The organism is Kitasatospora sp. NPDC048545 (genome assembly GCF_040651155.1).
Classification (GTDB): Bacteria; Actinomycetota; Actinomycetes; order Streptomycetales; family Streptomycetaceae; genus Kitasatospora.
On the sequence record NZ_JBEZIQ010000016.1, the window covers coordinates 84,786 to 100,226 of the forward strand.

Here is a 15,441-nt window from a genome sequence, read left to right on the forward strand (position 1 = left end):
TCACTTACCCCCCTGGGCGGTGCCGGCGGAGCCGGCGCCCGGCTCGTCGTACAGGCCGAAGTACTCGGCGGCGGTGTGCATGTCCTTGTCGCCGCGTCCGGAGAGGGAGACCAGGATGGTGGCCTCCGGGCCGAGTTCGCGGCCGAGCTCCAGGGCCCCGGCGAGCGCGTGGGCGCTCTCGATGGCCGGGATGATGCCTTCGGTGCGGGACAGCAGCCGCAGCGCCTGCATCGCGGCGTCGTCGGTGACCGGCCGGTACTCGGCCCGTCCGGTGTCCTTCAGCCAGGCGTGCTCCGGGCCGACGCCCGGGTAGTCGAGGCCGGCCGAGATCGAGTGAGACTCGATCGTCTGCCCGTCCTCGTCCTGGAGGACGTACGTCCGGGAGCCGTGCAGCACGCCCGGGTCGCCCTTGGTCAGGGTCGCCGCGTGCCGGGGCGTCTCGGCGCCCTCGCCGGCCGCCTCGCAGCCGATGAGGCGCACGTCGGCGTCCGGGATGAACTCGTGGAAGATGCCCATCGCGTTGGAGCCGCCGCCGACGCAGGCGACGACGGCGTCGGGCAGCCGCCCGGTCCGGTCGAGGACCTGCTGCCGCGCCTCGATGCCGATGATCCGGTGGAAGTCGCGGACCATCATCGGGAAGGGGTGGGGCCCGGCGACGGTGCCGAACAGGTAGTGGGTGGAGTCCACGTTGGCGACCCAGTCGCGGAACGCCTCGTTGATGGCGTCCTTCAGGGTGCGGCTGCCGGAGGTGACGGCGATCACCTCGGCGCCGAGCATGCGCATCCGGGCGACGTTCAGCGCTTGGCGCTGGGTGTCGACCTCGCCCATGTAGATGGTGCAGTCGAAGCCGAAGAGCGCGCAGGCGGTGGCGGTGGCGACGCCGTGCTGGCCGGCGCCGGTCTCGGCGATGATCCGGGTCTTGCCCATCCGCTTGGTGAGCAGGGCCTGGCCCAGCACGTTGTTGATCTTGTGCGAGCCGGTGTGGTTGAGGTCCTCGCGCTTGAGCAGGATCCGCGCGCCGCCCGCCTCGGCGGAGAAGCGGTGCACGTCGGTCAGCGGGCTCGGGCGGCCGGTGTAGTCCTTGAGCAGCGCGTCGAGTTCGGCGGTGAAGGCCGGGTCGGCCTTGGCCTTCTCGTACTCCTCGGCGACCTGCTCGACCGCGGCGACCAGCGCCTCGGGGATGAAGCGGCCGCCGTACGCGCCGAAGTATCCGCGCGCGTCCGGCACCTGGGCGCCGGGCAGGTAGTCCTTCTCGGACATGGTGGTTTCCCTTGGGGAGTTGGACGACAGTGACGTCTGATCGGCCTGCTCCGGCGGTCCGCTGGTCCCAGCGGCCGGCCGGCGTCAGCCGTGCGCCACCCGCCATCGCCGCCCCGGCACCTGCCCGGGCTCGCAGCCGATCACGTACCGCACCCGACGCCCCAGCACCCGGCGTGCGGGTGCGCGGCAGCCGCGCGGGCGGCAACCGGGGGCGAGTCGGGCGGCGATCTTCATCGGGCTGTGTCAGTCCTTGTGCCGGACGGCGGGGTGGGCCCCGGCGGCGACCAGGTCGGCGACCGCGGCGCGCGGGTCCTTGCCGGTCACCAGGGACTCGCCGACCAGCACCGCGTCGGCGCCGAGGTTGGCGTAGTTGATCACGTCCAGCGGGCCGCGGACGCCCGACTCGGCGATCTTGACGATGCCGTCCGGAATGGCGTGGGCGACGTTCTCGAAGGTGTTGCGGTCCACTTCGAGGGTCTTCAGATTGCGGGCGTTGACGCCGATGATCCGCGCCCCGGCGTCGACCGCGCGCTTGATCTCCTCCTCGTCGTGCACCTCGACCAGCGGGGTGAGGCCGATCGACACGGCGCGCTCGATCAGCGACTCCAGGGCCGGCTGGTCGAGCGCCGCGACGATCAGCAGCGCGAGGTCGGCGCCGTGCGCGCGGGCCTCCCACAGCTGGTACGACGTGACGATGAAGTCCTTGCGCAGCAGCGGGGTGTCCACCGCGGCCCGGACGGCGTCCAGGTCGGCCAGCGAACCGCCGAAGCGGCGCTCCTCCGTCAGCACGCTGATCGCGGCGGCGCCACCGGCCGCGTAGTCGCGCGCCAGGGCGGCCGGATCGGCGATCGAGGCCAGGGCGCCCTTGGAGGGGCTGGAGCGCTTCACCTCGCAGATCACCCGGACCCCGTCACCCTTGAGGGCGGCGACGCCGTCCTTGGCCTCCGGGACCTTGGCCGCGCGCTCCTTCAGCGCGTCCAGGGAGACGACGGCCTGCCGCTTGGCGAGGTCCTCGCGGACCCCTTCGATGATCGAGTCGAGCACACTCACTCAGGAGCCCCCATCTTTTCTGCCAGTTGGCCAGCGAGAGCCGGGCGGGCAGTGGCCCGCCGGCACTTCGATGGTATCGGCACCCGGGAGCGCGGGGCGCATCCGCCCGGCACGCGTCTCGCGGACCGGACGCCCGCTCCGGCGGCCCTCAACTGCGGCTTCACCGCTCCTCCACCCGCCCCGGGGCGGGCCGGCGGTCAGACCAGCGGCGGCGCCAGACCGGCTCCGACCGGCGAGTTCCGCACCACCGTGAAGACCAGCACGAGCAGCGCGATCAGCACCCAGCGGCGGCCCCCGACGGTGACCCGGGGCGCCGGCCCGCCGGTCAGCGCGGCCCAGGCCCAGCGCAGCCAGAACACCCCCAGCACGCCGAACAGCAGGACGGCGGCGGCGTTGTCGTGCAGGGCCGAGGTGAGGTCCCCGTGGCTGAGCGCGTGGACGCAGCGCAGCCCCCCGCAGCCGGGGCACCACCAGCCCGTGGCGGTCAGGAACGGACAGTCCGGGTAGTGCCCGGGGCTGTCGGGGTCCACCACGGCGACGTACGCGGCGGGGACGGCCACCGCCGCGAGCGCGGCCAGCGGCGGGCCCAGCCGGCGCAGCACGGGCGGCGGGACGGAGGCGGTAGGGGCGGCGTTCACGCCCCGATTCTGCCCGCGCCGGGGCCCGGGAACGACGAAACGGCGGGCGCGACGCGCCCGCCGTTCGGTTGTGCGAAAGGCGTGCCGGACGACGGCACTCCCGGAGGGGAGGCGTGTCCTGCGGAGGGCCGGTCGTCAGGCGGCGACGGCGACGCGGGCCTCGCGGGCCTCAGTCTGCTCCTCGACCGACTTGTAGACGTTGGCGCTCGGCTGCTGGCCCATGCCGGCCATCGACATGGCCTTGCCGACCACGCCGCCGACCACGACGACCGCCAGGCCCGCACAGACGAGCAGCACCGACGGCAGGATCATCGCGACACCCGCGATGCCGAAGCCGACGAAGGAGATGATGACGCCGGTCCAGGCGGCGGGGGTGTGGCCGTGTGCTGCTGCTGCCATCTGAGTGGTGCTCCTTGGCTCTCGGGGCCCGGCCGGGCCTGCGGGGCCGCCGGCGGGTTGACGGGTTCCATTGTGCCGGGCCACACACCGGCGGCCCAAAGCGGGTGGCGGGTCTATCGCGTCACATGTGCGCCGCGGGTGCGAACGGGGGCCGTAGGGGCCGTACGGGACCCCACGGCCGGGCAGGGCCTAGCCGGCCGTGGGGTCCTCGCCGCGGTCCAGGGCCTTCCACAGGTCGCCCGGGGTGTCCGATCGGGCCGGGGCCTTGCGGGTCGGGGCCTCGTAGCGGCTGCCCATGGCGGGCCAGCCGCGGCCGTAGCGCAGGGTGAGCAGTCCGGCGAGGGCGAGCAGCACGCCGCCGACCAGCGCGACCCAGGGCCAGGCGGTGTGCGACACCTCGGTGGCCGCCGAACCGCTGAGGGCGAGCTTGCGGGCGGCCTCGCCGTCCAGCGCGGCGGTGTCCCCCGCCCCGGCGACCGAGGCAGCGGCCGCGCCGATCCCGGCGAGCAGGGTCAGCGCACCGACCGCGAGCCGCCCGGCGCCCCGCACCGCGAACACCGCGACGGCCGCGGCGAGGCCCACCAGGGCGAGCCCACCCGGCAGTTCGGAGATCGCGCCGCCGGTGACGGAGACGTCCAGGGTGCCGGCCCGGCCCTCGGCCCAGGTCCGCCCGGCCGCGGTCAGCACCAGCACCGCGCTCAGCACGGTCAGCAGCAGCATCACGCCGAGCGTGCGGCGGCCGGGGGCGGCGGGGGCGGGGGTCTGGTCAGCGCTCACCCGTCCACTATCCCCCGACCGACACCCGGGTCCGTACCCGGGGTGGGGAACGGGTCAGTCCGCAGCACCACCGTCCGCCCGCCCAGCGGCAGGAACAGGTCGTTGCCGAACGGCACCCGCTCGGCCTCCCGGTACACCCCCTCGGGGGCCGGCGCGGTGTGCACGGTGCAGACCGCCGCCGCCGGGTCGACCACCAGGTAGAACGGCACGCCGCTGCGCGCGTACGCCCGTCCGGCCTCCGCCAGGCCGGGCCGGGCCACCTCCAGCACCGCCTCCACCCCGGCCGCGCCGAACCGGCCCCGCCCGCCCCGCACCGCGTCCCGGGCGAGTACGGTCACGTCGGGGGCGAACACGGTCACGTCCGGGGCGGAGCCGCCGGGCGCCGCCGGGAACTCGACCGCCACCCCGGACAGCACCCGGCCGTGGCCCGCCGGCTGCTCACCGAGCTGCCCCGCGGCGCTCAGCACGACTTCCCAGCGCAGCTCGTCGTACGGCACCTCGGGCATCCCGGCCGCCTCCCTCACGCCTCAGGACAGTTCCGGCCTCCGCAGCGTATTGGCGGTGGCGACGGCCCGCAGCACGGCGGCCGCCTTGTTGCGGCACTCGGTGTCCTCGCCGTGCGGGTCGGAATCGGCGACGACGCCCGCACCGGCCTGCACGTACGCCGTGCCCTCGCGCAGCACCGCCGTCCGGATCGCGATCGCGGTGTCGGAGTCCCCGGCGAAGTCCAGGTAGCCGACGCAGCCGCCGTACAGGCCGCGGCGGGTGGGCTCCAGCTCCTCGATGATCCGCATCGCCCGCGGTTTGGGGGCACCGGAGAGGGTGCCGGCCGGGAAGCAGGCGGTGAGCACGTCGAAGGCGGTCCGCCCGGGCGCGACCCTGCCGGTGACGGTGGAGACGATGTGCATCACGTGGCTGTAGCGCTCGATCTGCATGAAGTCGACCACCTCGACGCTGCCCGGCTCGCAGACCCGCCCGAGGTCGTTGCGGCCGAGGTCCACCAGCATCAGGTGCTCGGCCCGCTCCTTGGGGTCGGCGAGCAGTTCGGCGGCCAGCGCCGCGTCCTCGTGCGGGGTGGCGCCGCGGTGCCGGGTGCCGGCGATCGGGTGCAGCATCGCCTCGCCGTCGGTGACCTTGACCAGCGCCTCCGGGCTGGAGCCGACCACGTCGAAGCCGCCCTCGGCGGTGCCGTCCGGCCCGGGGAAGCGGAACAGGTACATGTACGGGCTGGGGTTGGTGGTGCGCAGCACCCGGTAGACGTCCAGCGCGGTAGCCGGGCAGGGCGCCTCGAAGCGCTGCGAGGGCACCACCTGGAACGCCTCGCCGGCCCGGATCCGCTCCTTGATGTCGTCCACCGCCGCGCGGTAGGGCGCGCCCCCGAACGGCGAGTTCACCTCGCCGGGGCCGGCCGGGGTGAAGGTGGCCAGGCCCGGGTCGACCGGCTTGACCAGGTCGGCCTCCATCGCGTCCAGGCGGCCCACCGCGTCCGCATAGGCCTCGTCGACGCCGCTGGCCAGGTCGTTGTGGTTGACGGCGTTGGCGATCAGCAGCACCGTGCCGTCGGCGTGGTCGAGCACCGCGAGGTCGGTCGCCAGCAGCATCGTCAGCTCGGGCAGCTTGAGGTCGTCCGGGTTGAGGTCGGGCAGCTTCTCCAAGCGGCGGACGACGTCGTAGCCGAGGTAGCCGACCAGGCCGCCGGTGAGCGGCGGCAGGCCGTCGTCGGGGTGCCGCGGGGTGTGCAGCGCCTCCAGGGCGGCCCGCAGCACCTGCAGCGGGTCGCCGGTGGTGGGGATGCCGACCGGCGGGGTGCCGAGCCAGCGGGCGTTGCCGTCCTGGTCCGCGGTGAGCACGGCGGCGCTGCGCACGCCGACGAAGGAGTAGCGCGACCAGCTGCGGCCCTGCTCGGCGGACTCCAGCAGGAAGGTGCCGGGCCGCTCCTCGGCGAGGCTGCGGTACAGGCCGATCGGGGTGAGGCCGTCCGCGAGGAGCCTGCGGGTGACCGGGATGACCCGGGTGTCGACGGCGAGCTTGCGGAAGGCTTCGAGGTCCATGCGGGGCGGCACCTTCTGGAGTTCTGGCGTGGGTGGTGGGAGGTGGATCAGGAGAGCGGGAGCACGTCGGCGTCGAAGCAGGTGCGGTCGCCGGTGTGGCAGGCCGCTCCGGTCTGGTCGACCTTCACCAGCAGGGTGTCGCCGTCGCAGTCCAGGGCCACCGACCTGACCGCCTGGACGTGGCCGGAGGTGTCGCCCTTCACCCAGTACTCGCTGCGGCTGCGGCTCCAGTAGGTGCAGCGGCCCGTGGTCAGGGTGCGGTGCAGCGCCTCGTCGTCCATCCAGCCGAGCATCAGCACCTCGCCGGTGTCGTACTGCTGCGCGATGGCCGGGAGCAGGCCGTCCTCGGTGCGCTTGAGGCGGGCGGCGATCTCGGGGGCCAGGGCGGTGCTGCCGGGAGTGGCGGGTGTGGTGGACATGCGGCCCATTGTGTCAGTCCGCCCGGCCGGGGCGGCCGGTCCGTCCGACCCGCGGTCGCCGGGGCCGTCCGTCCGGGGTGAGTTCGGCCAACCGCCTGCCGGGCGGCCCCTTCGTGGGCCATCCTCGTGGCCATGCCCCCCGAGCAGCCGCCCGCAGCCGCCGCCTCCCGCCCGTCCCGCGGCCTGGTCCTCACCGTCATCGCCGTACTGGTCGTCCTGCTCGCGGTGGTCGCCACCGCCGCGCTCTGGCCGGACGACACCAGACGTGCCGCCGCCCCGCCCCCGCCCACCCCCACGGCCACCCCGACGCCCACCCCGACCCCGACGCCCACCCCGACCAAGCCGCAACCGCCCTACGCCTTCTTCCCGGTCGGCACCTGCTTCGACCACCCGCAGCTGAGCCCGGTCATCACCAGGGCCGAGGAGCGCCCCTGCACCGGCGACCACGACGGCGAGGTGATCGCCGACCTCAAACTCGCCGACAACCTGACCGGCGAGGTCCCGATCGCCCTCGCCATGCGGGACGGCTGCAAGGAGGCCGAGGCCGCCGCCAAGGCCAGGCAGGGCGACGGGAAGACCTACTACGGACGACAGTTCGGCCCGGCCCTGGTCAACTACCAGCAGGGCTGGCGGGACTTCACCTGCACCCTGACCGGCAGCAACAAGCAGAACGGCCCCAAGCTCACCGGCCACCTCCGCCCGTAACGCGCCGCTCTAGGCTGACGCCATGTCGAACCACGCCCTCGCCGAACGTCACCGCCTCACCGAACTCCTGGCCGCCGCCGGTCCTGACGCCCCCACCCTCTGCGCCGGCTGGACCACCCGGGACCTCGCCGCCCACCTGGTGATCCGGGAACACCGGCCCGACGCGGCGGCCGGCATCCGGATCGCCGCCCTGGCCGCCCGGACCCGGCGGGTCCAGGACGATTACGCCGCGCGACCCTACGCGGAACTGCTGCGGCTGTTCCGCTCCGGCCCGCCGGTGTACTCGCCCTTCGCCCTGCCCGGCGCGGACGAGGCGGCCAACACCGTCGAGTACTTCGTGCACGCCGAGGACGTCCTGCGCGCCACCGGGGACCCGACGCCCCAGCCCCTGCCGCCCGGCCGCGCCGAGGCCCTGTGGCGCCGACTCCCCATGATCGCCCGCTTCGAGGCCGGCCGCCGCTCCCCCGTCCGCCTGGTCCTCACCCACCCCGACGGCCGCTCCCTCACCGTCGGCCCGGTCGGCACCCCCACCGTCCACCTCACCGGCGAGCCGGGCGAACTGGTCCTCTTCACCTACGGCCGCGGCGCCCGCACCACCCTGACCGTCGACGGCGACCCCGACGCCGTCGAAGCCCTCCGCCACGTCCTCCCGCTGCCCTGAGCGAACCCGGACGGGCGGGCACTCCGGCCCGTCGTCCCCGTCCCCGAAGACCCGACCCCACCGGCCACCGCCGGTCGCCCGTCGCCGCTTCGCCCCCACCGAAGCGGCGACGCCGCCCCGAGCCGCTGCCCGCGGGCAGCGGCCACTCTTTTGTCGGCCCGGTTCGCGGGCGGTTGCCTGTTGCACACCGACCTGAACAACGAGAACGTCCTGGTTCAGGGGGACCACGTGCTTCTGGTCGACTGGGCGTGGGCCACTCGCGGAGCGCCCTGGACCGACCCGGCCCTGTGGATCATCTGGCTGATCGCTGCGGGCGGACACAGTCCGGCCGCAGCGGAGACCTGGGCTGCCAGGGTTCCGGCTTGGGAGACCGGCGCTCCGGCGGTGGTGGACGTCTTCGCGCCGGCCCAGGCCCGGATGTGGGCCGACATCGCCGGGGGCGACCCGGACCCGTGGACCGCCGGGCTGAGCCGGGCAGCTCGGCAATGGGCCCGTTTTCGAAGCTGAACCGCGGCCGCCTCCGGTGCGCCCGGACCCCCGGGGCGGCCGCCTCCCGGCTGCGGATGTCAGTGCCCGGGTGCAGACTCGCAGGTGGCCGGGGTGGGGGCGTGCGCGCGCCCGACGGAACCGTCCCGGTCACTCTCCGTCGAAGGGGCACCACTCCATGCTCACCACCGACTTCCCCGCCGGCTCCCCCTGTTGGATCGACCTCGGCAGCCCGGACATCTCGGCCACCGCGAGGTTCTACGCCGACGTCTTCGGCTGGGTCTTCCACGAGGTCCCCGAGACCGGCGGCTACGGCTTCCTCCAGCTGAACGGCAGGACCGTCGGCGCGATCGGCAACCTCGATCAGGGGGCGCGGTCGGCCTGGACGACGTACTTCCGCACCGACGACGTGGACGCGACCGTGAAGGCCGCCGAGCAGGCCGGCGCGACGGTCCGGGTGCCGCCGACGGACGTCATGCAGGCGGGCCGGTTCGCCGCCCTCACCGATCCGCTGGGTGCCGAGTTCGCGGTGTGGCAGGCGGGCGACACCAAGGGGTTGGACGTCGTCTCCGAGGACGGCACGCTGGTCTGGTCCGAGCTGCACACCTCGGGCCCGGACGTCGCGTTCGCCTTCTACGAGAAGCTGTTCGGCTGGCGGGTGGAGAACTTCGAGCCGTCGCCGGGCATGACCTACCGGGTGGTCTCCACCGCCGAGGGCGACCAGCAGGACGCCAGTTTCGGCGGCATCGCCCCGACGATGTCCCCGGAGCAGCCGTCCGCCTGGACGCCGTACTTCGCGGCCTCCGACGTGGACACGGTGATCGCCCGGGCGACGGCGGCCGGCGGCTCGGTGCTGATGCCCGCCGCGGACGTGGAGAACGTCGGCCGGCTGGCCTGGCTGGCGGATCCGAACGGCGCGCCGTTCGCGCTGATCAAGGGCGAGCCGCGGCAGTCCTGAGCGCGCGGCGCACGAGCACGAGACGCACGGGCACGCACGACGAGGGCCCGCGGTTCCGGGAACCGCGGGCCCTCGCACGTCCGTACCGGGGCGTCACCGCACCGGGTGGCCGGCCTCCCGCAGGGCGCCCTTGACGTCGCCGATCCGCAGGTCCCCGAAGTGGAAGACGCTGGCGGCGAGCACGGCGTCCGCGCCGGCGTCGACGGCGGGGGCGAAGTCGGCGAGCTTTCCGGCCCCGCCGGAGGCGATCACCGGGACGGAGACGGTCTTGCGCACGGCCCGGATCATCTCCAGGTCGTAGCCGTCCTTGGTGCCGTCGGCGTCCATGGAGTTGAGCAGGATCTCGCCGGCGCCCAGTTCGGCCGCGCGGCCGGCCCATTCGACGGCGTCGAGGCCGGTGCCCTGGCGTCCGCCGTGCGTGGTGACCTCGTAGCCGGATGCGGTCTCCACGCCGGGCGGGCAGCGCCGGGCGTCGACGGAGAGCACCAGGACCTGCCGGCCGAACCGCCGGGCGATCTCCCGGACGAGTTCCGGCCGGGCGATGGCGGCGGTGTTGACGCCCACCTTGTCGGCGCCGGCCCGCAGCAGCTTGTCGACGTCGTCGACGGCGCGGATGCCGCCGCCGACGGTGAGCGGGATGAAGACCTGCTCGGCGGTGCGGCGGACCACGTCGTAGGTGGTCTCCCGGTCGCCCGACGAGGCGGTGATGTCGAGGAAGGTCAGTTCGTCGGCGCCTTCGGCGTCGTAGAGCTTGGCCATCTCGACCGGGTCGCCGGCGTCGCGCAGGTTCTGGAAGTTGACGCCCTTCACCACCCGCCCGGCGTCCACGTCGAGGCAGGGGATGACACGTACGGCGAGGGTCACGGCTGTTGGCCTTCCAGGGTCTTTGCCAGCCCGGAGCGGTACGCGTCGAGCTCGATCTCGACCATCATCCGGGAGTCGATCAGTCCCTCGACCACCACCATGGTGGCCACCGGGCGTGCGGCGTCGAAGAGTTCGTGGTGGGCGCGGCCCACCTCCTCGGCGTCGCGGACGTGGGTGATGTACATCCGGGTGCGGACCACGTCGTCCGAGGTCAGACCGTACGCGGCCAGGGCCGTGAGGCCGACGCCGAACGCGGCGAGGGTCTGCCGGTACGGGTCGCCCTCGTGCTCGATCCGGCCGTCCACCCAGGCGGTGGTGCCGGCGACGTGCACGTGGTCGCCTGCGGCGACGGCCCGGGAGTACCCGAACTCGTCCTCCCAGGGAGAGAATCCACCGACCCGGCCGCGCACGACCCCGCCGCGCACGGCCTCACCGAGCACCGCCTCGTCGCGTGCCGCCCCGCCGAGCACCGCCTCGTCGCGTGCCGCCTCGCCGCGTACGATCCGACCTTCCGTCATCCTGAAACCGCCTCCAGGGCCTCTTCGAGGGTGAACTTCTGCTCGTAGAGTGCCTTGCCCACGATGGCGCCCTCGACACCCTCACCGACGAGGGTGGCGATGGCCCGCAGGTCGTCCAGCGAGGAGACGCCGCCGGAGGCGACCACCGGGCGGTCGGTGGCGGCGCAGACGTCGCGCAGCAGCTGCAGGTTGGGGCCGGTCAGGGTGCCGTCGCGGTTGACGTCGGTGACGACGTAGCGGGCGCAGCCCTCCCGGTCGAGGCGCTCCAGCACCTCGAAGAGCTGACCGCCGTCGCGGGTCCAGCCGCGGCCGCGCAGGGTGGTGCCGACGACGTCGAGGCCGACGGCGATCTTGTCGCCGTGCTCGGCGATGGCCTTGGCGACCCACTCGGGGGCTTCCAGGGCGGCGGTGCCGAGGTTGACGCGGGTGCAGCCGGTGGCGAGGGCGCGGGCGAGCGACTCGTCGTCGCGGATGCCGCCGGACAGCTCGACCTTGATGTCCAGCCGGCCGGTGACGTCGCGCAGCAGCTCGTAGTTGCTGCCCGTCCCGAAGGCGGCGTCGAGGTCGACCAGGTGCAGCCACTCGGCGCCGGCGTTCTGCCAGGCGAGGGCGGCGGCCAGCGGCTCGCCGAAGGAGGTCTCGGTGCCGGAGGCGCCCTTGACCAGGCGGACGGCCCGGCCGTCGCGGACGTCGACGGCGGGAAGCAGTTCGAGGCGGCTCATCAATACAACTTTCAGCTCGTCAGAGGGTGTTGACCCAGTTGGTCAGCAGGGCGGCGCCGGCGTCGCCGGACTTCTCGGGGTGGAACTGGGTGGCCCAGAGCGGGCCGTTCTCGACGGCCGCGACGAACGGCTGCCCGTGCGTGGCCCAGGTGACCAGCGGCGGGTTGATCCGCGCGCTGTGGGTCTCCAGCTCCCAGTGCCGCACCCCGTAGGAGTGCACGAAGTAGAAGCGGGTCTCGGGGTCGAGGCCGGCGAACATCCGGCTGCCCTCGGGCACGTCCACGGTGTTCCAGCCCATGTGCGGGACGACCGGGGCGTCCAGCGGCTCGACGGTGCCCGGCCACTCGTCGCAGCCGGCCGCCTCCACGCCGTGCTCGACCCCCTTCTCGAAGAGGATCTGCATGCCGACGCAGATGCCCATGACCGGGCGGCCGCCGGCGAGACGGCGGTCGATGATCCAGTCCCCGCGGACCGACTTCAGCCCGCGCATGCAGGCCTCGAAGGCGCCCACGCCGGGGACGAGCAGGCCGTCCGCGGCCATCGCGGTGTCGTAGTCGGAGCTGACCGTGACGTTCGCCCCGGTCCGCTCCAGGGCGCGCTGCGCGGAGCGGAGGTTGCCGGAGCCGTAGTCGAGGACGACGACGTTCTTGCCCATGTTCAGGTGTCCAGTCTCTTCACGGCGGGGCGGGTCTACAGGCGCAGGAGGCCGGAGGTCAGGCACATCACGGCGCCGAAGGCGAGCACCAGGATGACGCCCTTCGACTGCTTCTGCTTCCAGAAGGAGATCACCCCGCCGGCCAGGAAGAGGCCGACGAAGATGAGGATCATCGCGGTGTTGTTCACAGCGCACCCTTGGTCGAGGGGAGGATGCCGGCCGCGCGCGGGTCGCGCTCGGCGGCGTAGCGCAGCGCGCGGGCCAGCGCCTTGAACTGGCACTCCACGATGTGGTGGGCGTTGCGCCCGTACGGCACGTGGACGTGCAGCGCGACCTGTGCCTGGGCCACGAAGGACTCCAGGATGTGCCGCGTCATCGTGGTGTCGTAGCTGCCGATCATCGGCGCCATGCCCTCGGGCTCGGTGTGCACCAGGTAGGGCCGGCCGGAGAGGTCGACGGTGACCTGGGCGAGCGACTCGTCCAGCGGCACCGTGCAGTTGCCGAAGCGGTAGATGCCGACCTTGTCGCCGAGCGCCTGCTTGAAGGCGGCGCCGAGCGCGAGGGCGGTGTCCTCGATGGTGTGGTGGGTGTCGATGTGCAGGTCGCCGTCGGTCTTGACGGTGAGGTCGAACAGTCCGTGCCGGCCGAGCTGGTCGAGCATGTGGTCGTAGAACCCGACGCCGGTGGAGATGTCGGTCCTGCCGGTGCCGTCGAGGTCTATCTCGACCAGGACGGAGGTCTCCTTGGTGGTGCGTTCGACGCGTCCGATGCGGGACATGGGGGTTACAGCTCCTTGCTGACTCTGCGGACGGCGTCCAGGAAGGCGTCGTTCTCGGCGGGGGTGCCGGCGGTGACGCGCAGCCATCCGGGCACGCCGTTGTCGCGGACCAGGACGCCCTGGTCGAGGATGGCCCGCCAGACGGCGTGGGTGTCGGTGAAGCGGCCGAACTGGACGAAGTTGGCGTCCGAGTCGGTCACCTCCAGGCCCATGGCGCGCAGTGCGTCGACCAGCCGGTCGCGCTCCTCCTTGAGCCGGCCGACGTACCCGAGGAGGGTGTCGGTGTGCTCCAGGCAGGCCAGCGCGGTGGCCTGGGTGACGGCGGACAGGTGGTAGGGCAGGCGGACCAGCTGGACGGCGTCGACCACCGCCCGGTCGCCGGCCAGGTAGCCCAGGCGCAGCCCGGCCGCGCCGAAGGCCTTGGACATGGTGCGGCTGACCACGAGGTTGGGGCGGCCCTCGATCAGCGGCAGCAGCGAGGCGCGGTGCGAGAACTCGACGTACGCCTCATCGACGACGACCAGGCTGGGCCGGGCGGCCTGCGCGGCCTCGTAGAGCCGCAGCACGGTGTCGGCCCCGACGGCGGTGCCGGTCGGGTTGTTGGGCGAGCAGATGAAGACGACGTTCGGCCGGTGTTCGGCGATCGCGGCGAGGGCGGCCTCGACGTCGATGGTGAAGTCGTCGTTGCGCGGGCCGGAGATCCAGGCGGTGCCGGTGCCCCGGGAGATCAGCGCGTGCATCGAGTAGGAGGGCTCGAAGCCGAGCGCGCTGCGGCCGGGGCCGCCGAAGGTCTGCAGCAGCTGCTGGAGCACCTCGTTGGAGCCGTTGGCGGCCCACACCTGCTCGCGGACGACGGGGAAACCGGTGGTACGGGTCAGGTAGGCGGCGAGGCCCTCGCGCAGCTCGACCGCGTCCCGGTCCGGGTAGCGGTTCAGGGTGCGGGCGGCTTCGGCGACGCGCTCGGCGATCCGGGCCACCAGCTCCTCGGGCAGCGGGTACGGGTTCTCGTTGGTGTTGAGCTGGACGGGTACGTCGAGCTGCGGTGCGCCGTACGGGGACTGGCCGCGCAGCTCGTCCCGGATGGGGAGGTCGTCGATGCGGGTCTGCTGGGTCACGAGCCGGGCACCGTCCAGTCGAAGCGTGCCTTGATCGCGTCCCCGTGCCCGGGGAGGTCTTCGGCGTCGGCCAGGTTGACCACGTGCGCGGCGACGTCGGCGAGCGCGTCGCGGTCGTACTCGACGACCTGGACGCCGCGCAGGAAGGTCTGCACGGACAGTCCGGAGGAGTGGCAGGCGCAGCCGCCGGTGGGCAGCACGTGGTTGGAGCCGGCCGCGTAGTCGCCCAGCGACACCGGGGTCCAGCGGCCGATGAAGATCGCGCCCGCGTTGACGACCCGGTCGGCGACCGCGTGCGGGTCGCGGGTCTGGATCTCCAGGTGTTCGGCCGCGTAGGCGTTGACGACGGCGAGGCCCTGGGTCAGGTCGTCGACCAGGATGATGCCGGACTGCTTGCCGCCCAGTGCCTCGGCGACCCGCTCGCTGTGCTTGGTCCTCGCGACCTGCACGGCCAGTTCGGCCTCGACCGCGTCGGCCAGCGCCGGGGAGTCGGTGACCAGCACCGAGCCCGACGTCGGGCCGTGCTCGGCCTGGCTGATCAGGTCGGCGGCGACGTCGGAGGGCAGCGCGCTGTCGTCGGCGAGGACGGCGATCTCGGTCGGTCCGGCCTCGGAGTCGATGCCGATCCGGCCGGCGAAGTAGCGCTTGGCGGCGGCCACGTAGATATTGCCCGGGCCGGTCACCATGTTCACCGGCTCGCACTCCTCGGTGCCGAGGGCGAACATCGCGACGGCCTGGGCCCCGCCGACGGAGTAGACCTCGTCGACGCCGAGCAGCGCGCAGGCCGCCAGGATGGTCGGGTGGACGCGGCCGCCGAACTCCCTCTGCGGCGGGGAGGTGACGGCGATGCGCGCAACGCCCGCCTCCTGGGCCGGCACCACGTTCATCACCACGGAGGACGGGTAGACCGCCAGCCCGCCCGGCACGTACAGGCCGACCCGCTCGACCGGCACCCAGCGCTGGGTGACCGTGCCGCCCGGTACCACCCGGGTGGTGTGCCCGGTGCGGCGCTGGTCGGCGTGCACGGCGCGGGCGCGGCGGATCGACTCCTCCAGCGCGGCGCGCACCTTCGGGTCGAGCGCCGCCAGGGCCTCGGTCAGCTGCTCGGCCGGCACCCGGGTGGACTCCAGGCGGACGCCGTCGAAGCGTTCGGTGATCTCGATCAGCGCCGCGACCCCGCGATGGTGCACGTCCTCGGCGATCGGGCGCACCTTCTCCAGGGCGGCCGCGACGTCGAACTCGGCACGGGGCAGCAGGTCACGCGGGTCGTCCAGCGAGCCGCGGAGGTCGATTCGAGAGATCACGCCACCCAGTGTAAGGAGTGGCCGGAACGGCTGGTCCCGCATTTCAGTCCGTGATACGAAAGGCGAGACGACCGGGGGACG

19 protein-coding genes and 1 pseudogene are annotated in these 15,441 nt (G+C 73.5%); 4 read left to right on the forward strand and 16 right to left on the reverse strand.

Annotated features, from left to right (window positions below):
- The 8 genes from trpB to hisI all read right to left on the reverse strand — a co-directional run bounded on the left by trpB (nucleotide 1) and on the right by hisI (nucleotide 6,594).
- Entirely contained in the window at nucleotides 1–1,260 is a 1,260-nt protein-coding gene (gene trpB / locus AB0D10_RS17425) for a tryptophan synthase subunit beta (protein WP_360256818.1), read from the reverse strand.
- A gap of 243 nt (nucleotides 1,261–1,503) precedes the next feature.
- Nucleotides 1,504–2,310: an indole-3-glycerol phosphate synthase TrpC gene (gene trpC / locus AB0D10_RS17430; RefSeq protein WP_360256820.1), complete on the reverse strand. Its 807-nt coding sequence runs from the start codon at nucleotides 2,308–2,310 to the stop codon at nucleotides 1,504–1,506.
- 197 nt (nucleotides 2,311–2,507) lie between these two features.
- On the reverse strand, nucleotides 2,508–2,948 hold the full coding sequence (locus AB0D10_RS17435) for a DUF2752 domain-containing protein (protein WP_360256822.1): 441 nt from the start codon (nucleotides 2,946–2,948) through the stop codon (nucleotides 2,508–2,510).
- 135 nt (nucleotides 2,949–3,083) lie between these two features.
- Nucleotides 3,084–3,347, reverse strand: coding sequence for an HGxxPAAW family protein (locus tag AB0D10_RS17440; RefSeq protein ID WP_360256824.1), 264 nt, complete (start codon nucleotides 3,345–3,347; stop codon nucleotides 3,084–3,086).
- 189 nt (nucleotides 3,348–3,536) lie between these two features.
- Nucleotides 3,537–4,124 (reverse strand): TIGR02234 family membrane protein, encoded by a 588-nt coding sequence (locus AB0D10_RS17445; RefSeq protein ID WP_360256826.1) that lies wholly within the window; start codon nucleotides 4,122–4,124, stop codon nucleotides 3,537–3,539.
- Nucleotides 4,121–4,630, reverse strand: coding sequence for a Uma2 family endonuclease (locus AB0D10_RS17450; protein WP_360256828.1), 510 nt, complete (start codon nucleotides 4,628–4,630; stop codon nucleotides 4,121–4,123). Before AB0D10_RS17450 ends, AB0D10_RS17445 begins: the two co-directional genes overlap by 4 nt.
- 21 nt (nucleotides 4,631–4,651) lie before the next feature.
- Complete coding sequence (locus tag AB0D10_RS17455) at nucleotides 4,652–6,175, reverse strand: anthranilate synthase component I (protein WP_360256830.1); 1,524 nt, start codon at nucleotides 6,173–6,175, stop codon at nucleotides 4,652–4,654.
- Between the two features lie 47 nt (nucleotides 6,176–6,222).
- Nucleotides 6,223–6,594 (reverse strand): phosphoribosyl-AMP cyclohydrolase, encoded by a 372-nt coding sequence (gene hisI / locus AB0D10_RS17460; protein ID WP_360256833.1) that lies wholly within the window; start codon nucleotides 6,592–6,594, stop codon nucleotides 6,223–6,225.
- Between the two features lie 132 nt (nucleotides 6,595–6,726).
- Here hisI and AB0D10_RS17465 point away from each other — a divergent pair, with 132 nt between their 5' ends.
- The 4 genes and pseudogenes from AB0D10_RS17465 to AB0D10_RS17480 all read left to right on the forward strand — a co-directional run bounded on the left by AB0D10_RS17465 (nucleotide 6,727) and on the right by AB0D10_RS17480 (nucleotide 9,404).
- A complete protein-coding gene (locus tag AB0D10_RS17465; RefSeq protein ID WP_360256836.1) occupies nucleotides 6,727–7,299 on the forward strand; it encodes a hypothetical protein in 573 nt (190 codons plus the stop codon).
- 22 nt (nucleotides 7,300–7,321) lie between these two features.
- Entirely contained in the window at nucleotides 7,322–7,960 is a 639-nt protein-coding gene (locus AB0D10_RS17470) for a TIGR03085 family metal-binding protein (protein ID WP_360256839.1), read from the forward strand.
- A 141-nt stretch (nucleotides 7,961–8,101) separates the two neighbouring features.
- Nucleotides 8,102–8,467 (forward strand): annotated as a pseudogene (locus tag AB0D10_RS17475) (phosphotransferase); the annotation flags it as partial.
- A 157-nt stretch (nucleotides 8,468–8,624) separates the two neighbouring features.
- The gene (locus AB0D10_RS17480) at nucleotides 8,625–9,404 is read left to right on the forward strand and encodes a VOC family protein (RefSeq protein WP_360256841.1); all 780 of its coding nucleotides are present in this window, start codon (nucleotides 8,625–8,627) and stop codon (nucleotides 9,402–9,404) included.
- A gap of 93 nt (nucleotides 9,405–9,497) precedes the next feature.
- On the opposite strand, the gene hisF is transcribed toward AB0D10_RS17480, so the two are convergent.
- The 8 genes from hisF to hisD are packed head-to-tail and all read right to left on the reverse strand — an operon-like array spanning nucleotide 9,498 to nucleotide 15,360.
- Complete coding sequence (hisF, locus tag AB0D10_RS17485; protein ID WP_360256843.1) at nucleotides 9,498–10,268, reverse strand: imidazole glycerol phosphate synthase subunit HisF; 771 nt, start codon at nucleotides 10,266–10,268, stop codon at nucleotides 9,498–9,500.
- Nucleotides 10,265–10,786, reverse strand: a complete 522-nt coding sequence (locus AB0D10_RS17490; protein ID WP_360256844.1) for a RidA family protein — start codon at nucleotides 10,784–10,786, stop codon at nucleotides 10,265–10,267. Before AB0D10_RS17490 ends, hisF begins: the two co-directional genes overlap by 4 nt.
- Entirely contained in the window at nucleotides 10,783–11,508 is a 726-nt protein-coding gene (priA, locus tag AB0D10_RS17495) for a bifunctional 1-(5-phosphoribosyl)-5-((5-phosphoribosylamino)methylideneamino)imidazole-4-carboxamide isomerase/phosphoribosylanthranilate isomerase PriA (protein WP_360256846.1), read from the reverse strand. The genes AB0D10_RS17490 and priA overlap by 4 nt, the downstream gene beginning before the upstream one ends.
- A 19-nt stretch (nucleotides 11,509–11,527) precedes the next feature.
- Entirely contained in the window at nucleotides 11,528–12,163 is a 636-nt protein-coding gene (hisH, locus tag AB0D10_RS17500; protein ID WP_360256848.1) for an imidazole glycerol phosphate synthase subunit HisH, read from the reverse strand.
- Nucleotides 12,164–12,198: 35 nt separating this feature from the next.
- Nucleotides 12,199–12,351, reverse strand: coding sequence for a hypothetical protein (locus AB0D10_RS17505; protein WP_360256850.1), 153 nt, complete (start codon nucleotides 12,349–12,351; stop codon nucleotides 12,199–12,201).
- Complete coding sequence (gene hisB / locus AB0D10_RS17510; protein ID WP_360256852.1) at nucleotides 12,348–12,941, reverse strand: imidazoleglycerol-phosphate dehydratase HisB; 594 nt, start codon at nucleotides 12,939–12,941, stop codon at nucleotides 12,348–12,350. The genes AB0D10_RS17505 and hisB overlap by 4 nt, the downstream gene beginning before the upstream one ends.
- Nucleotides 12,942–12,946: 5 nt before the next feature.
- Nucleotides 12,947–14,056 (reverse strand): histidinol-phosphate transaminase, encoded by a 1,110-nt coding sequence (locus tag AB0D10_RS17515; protein ID WP_360256855.1) that lies wholly within the window; start codon nucleotides 14,054–14,056, stop codon nucleotides 12,947–12,949.
- Nucleotides 14,053–15,360, reverse strand: a complete 1,308-nt coding sequence (hisD, locus tag AB0D10_RS17520) for a histidinol dehydrogenase (protein ID WP_360256858.1) — start codon at nucleotides 15,358–15,360, stop codon at nucleotides 14,053–14,055. Before hisD ends, AB0D10_RS17515 begins: the two co-directional genes overlap by 4 nt.
- Between the last annotated feature and the right edge of the window lie 81 nt (nucleotides 15,361–15,441).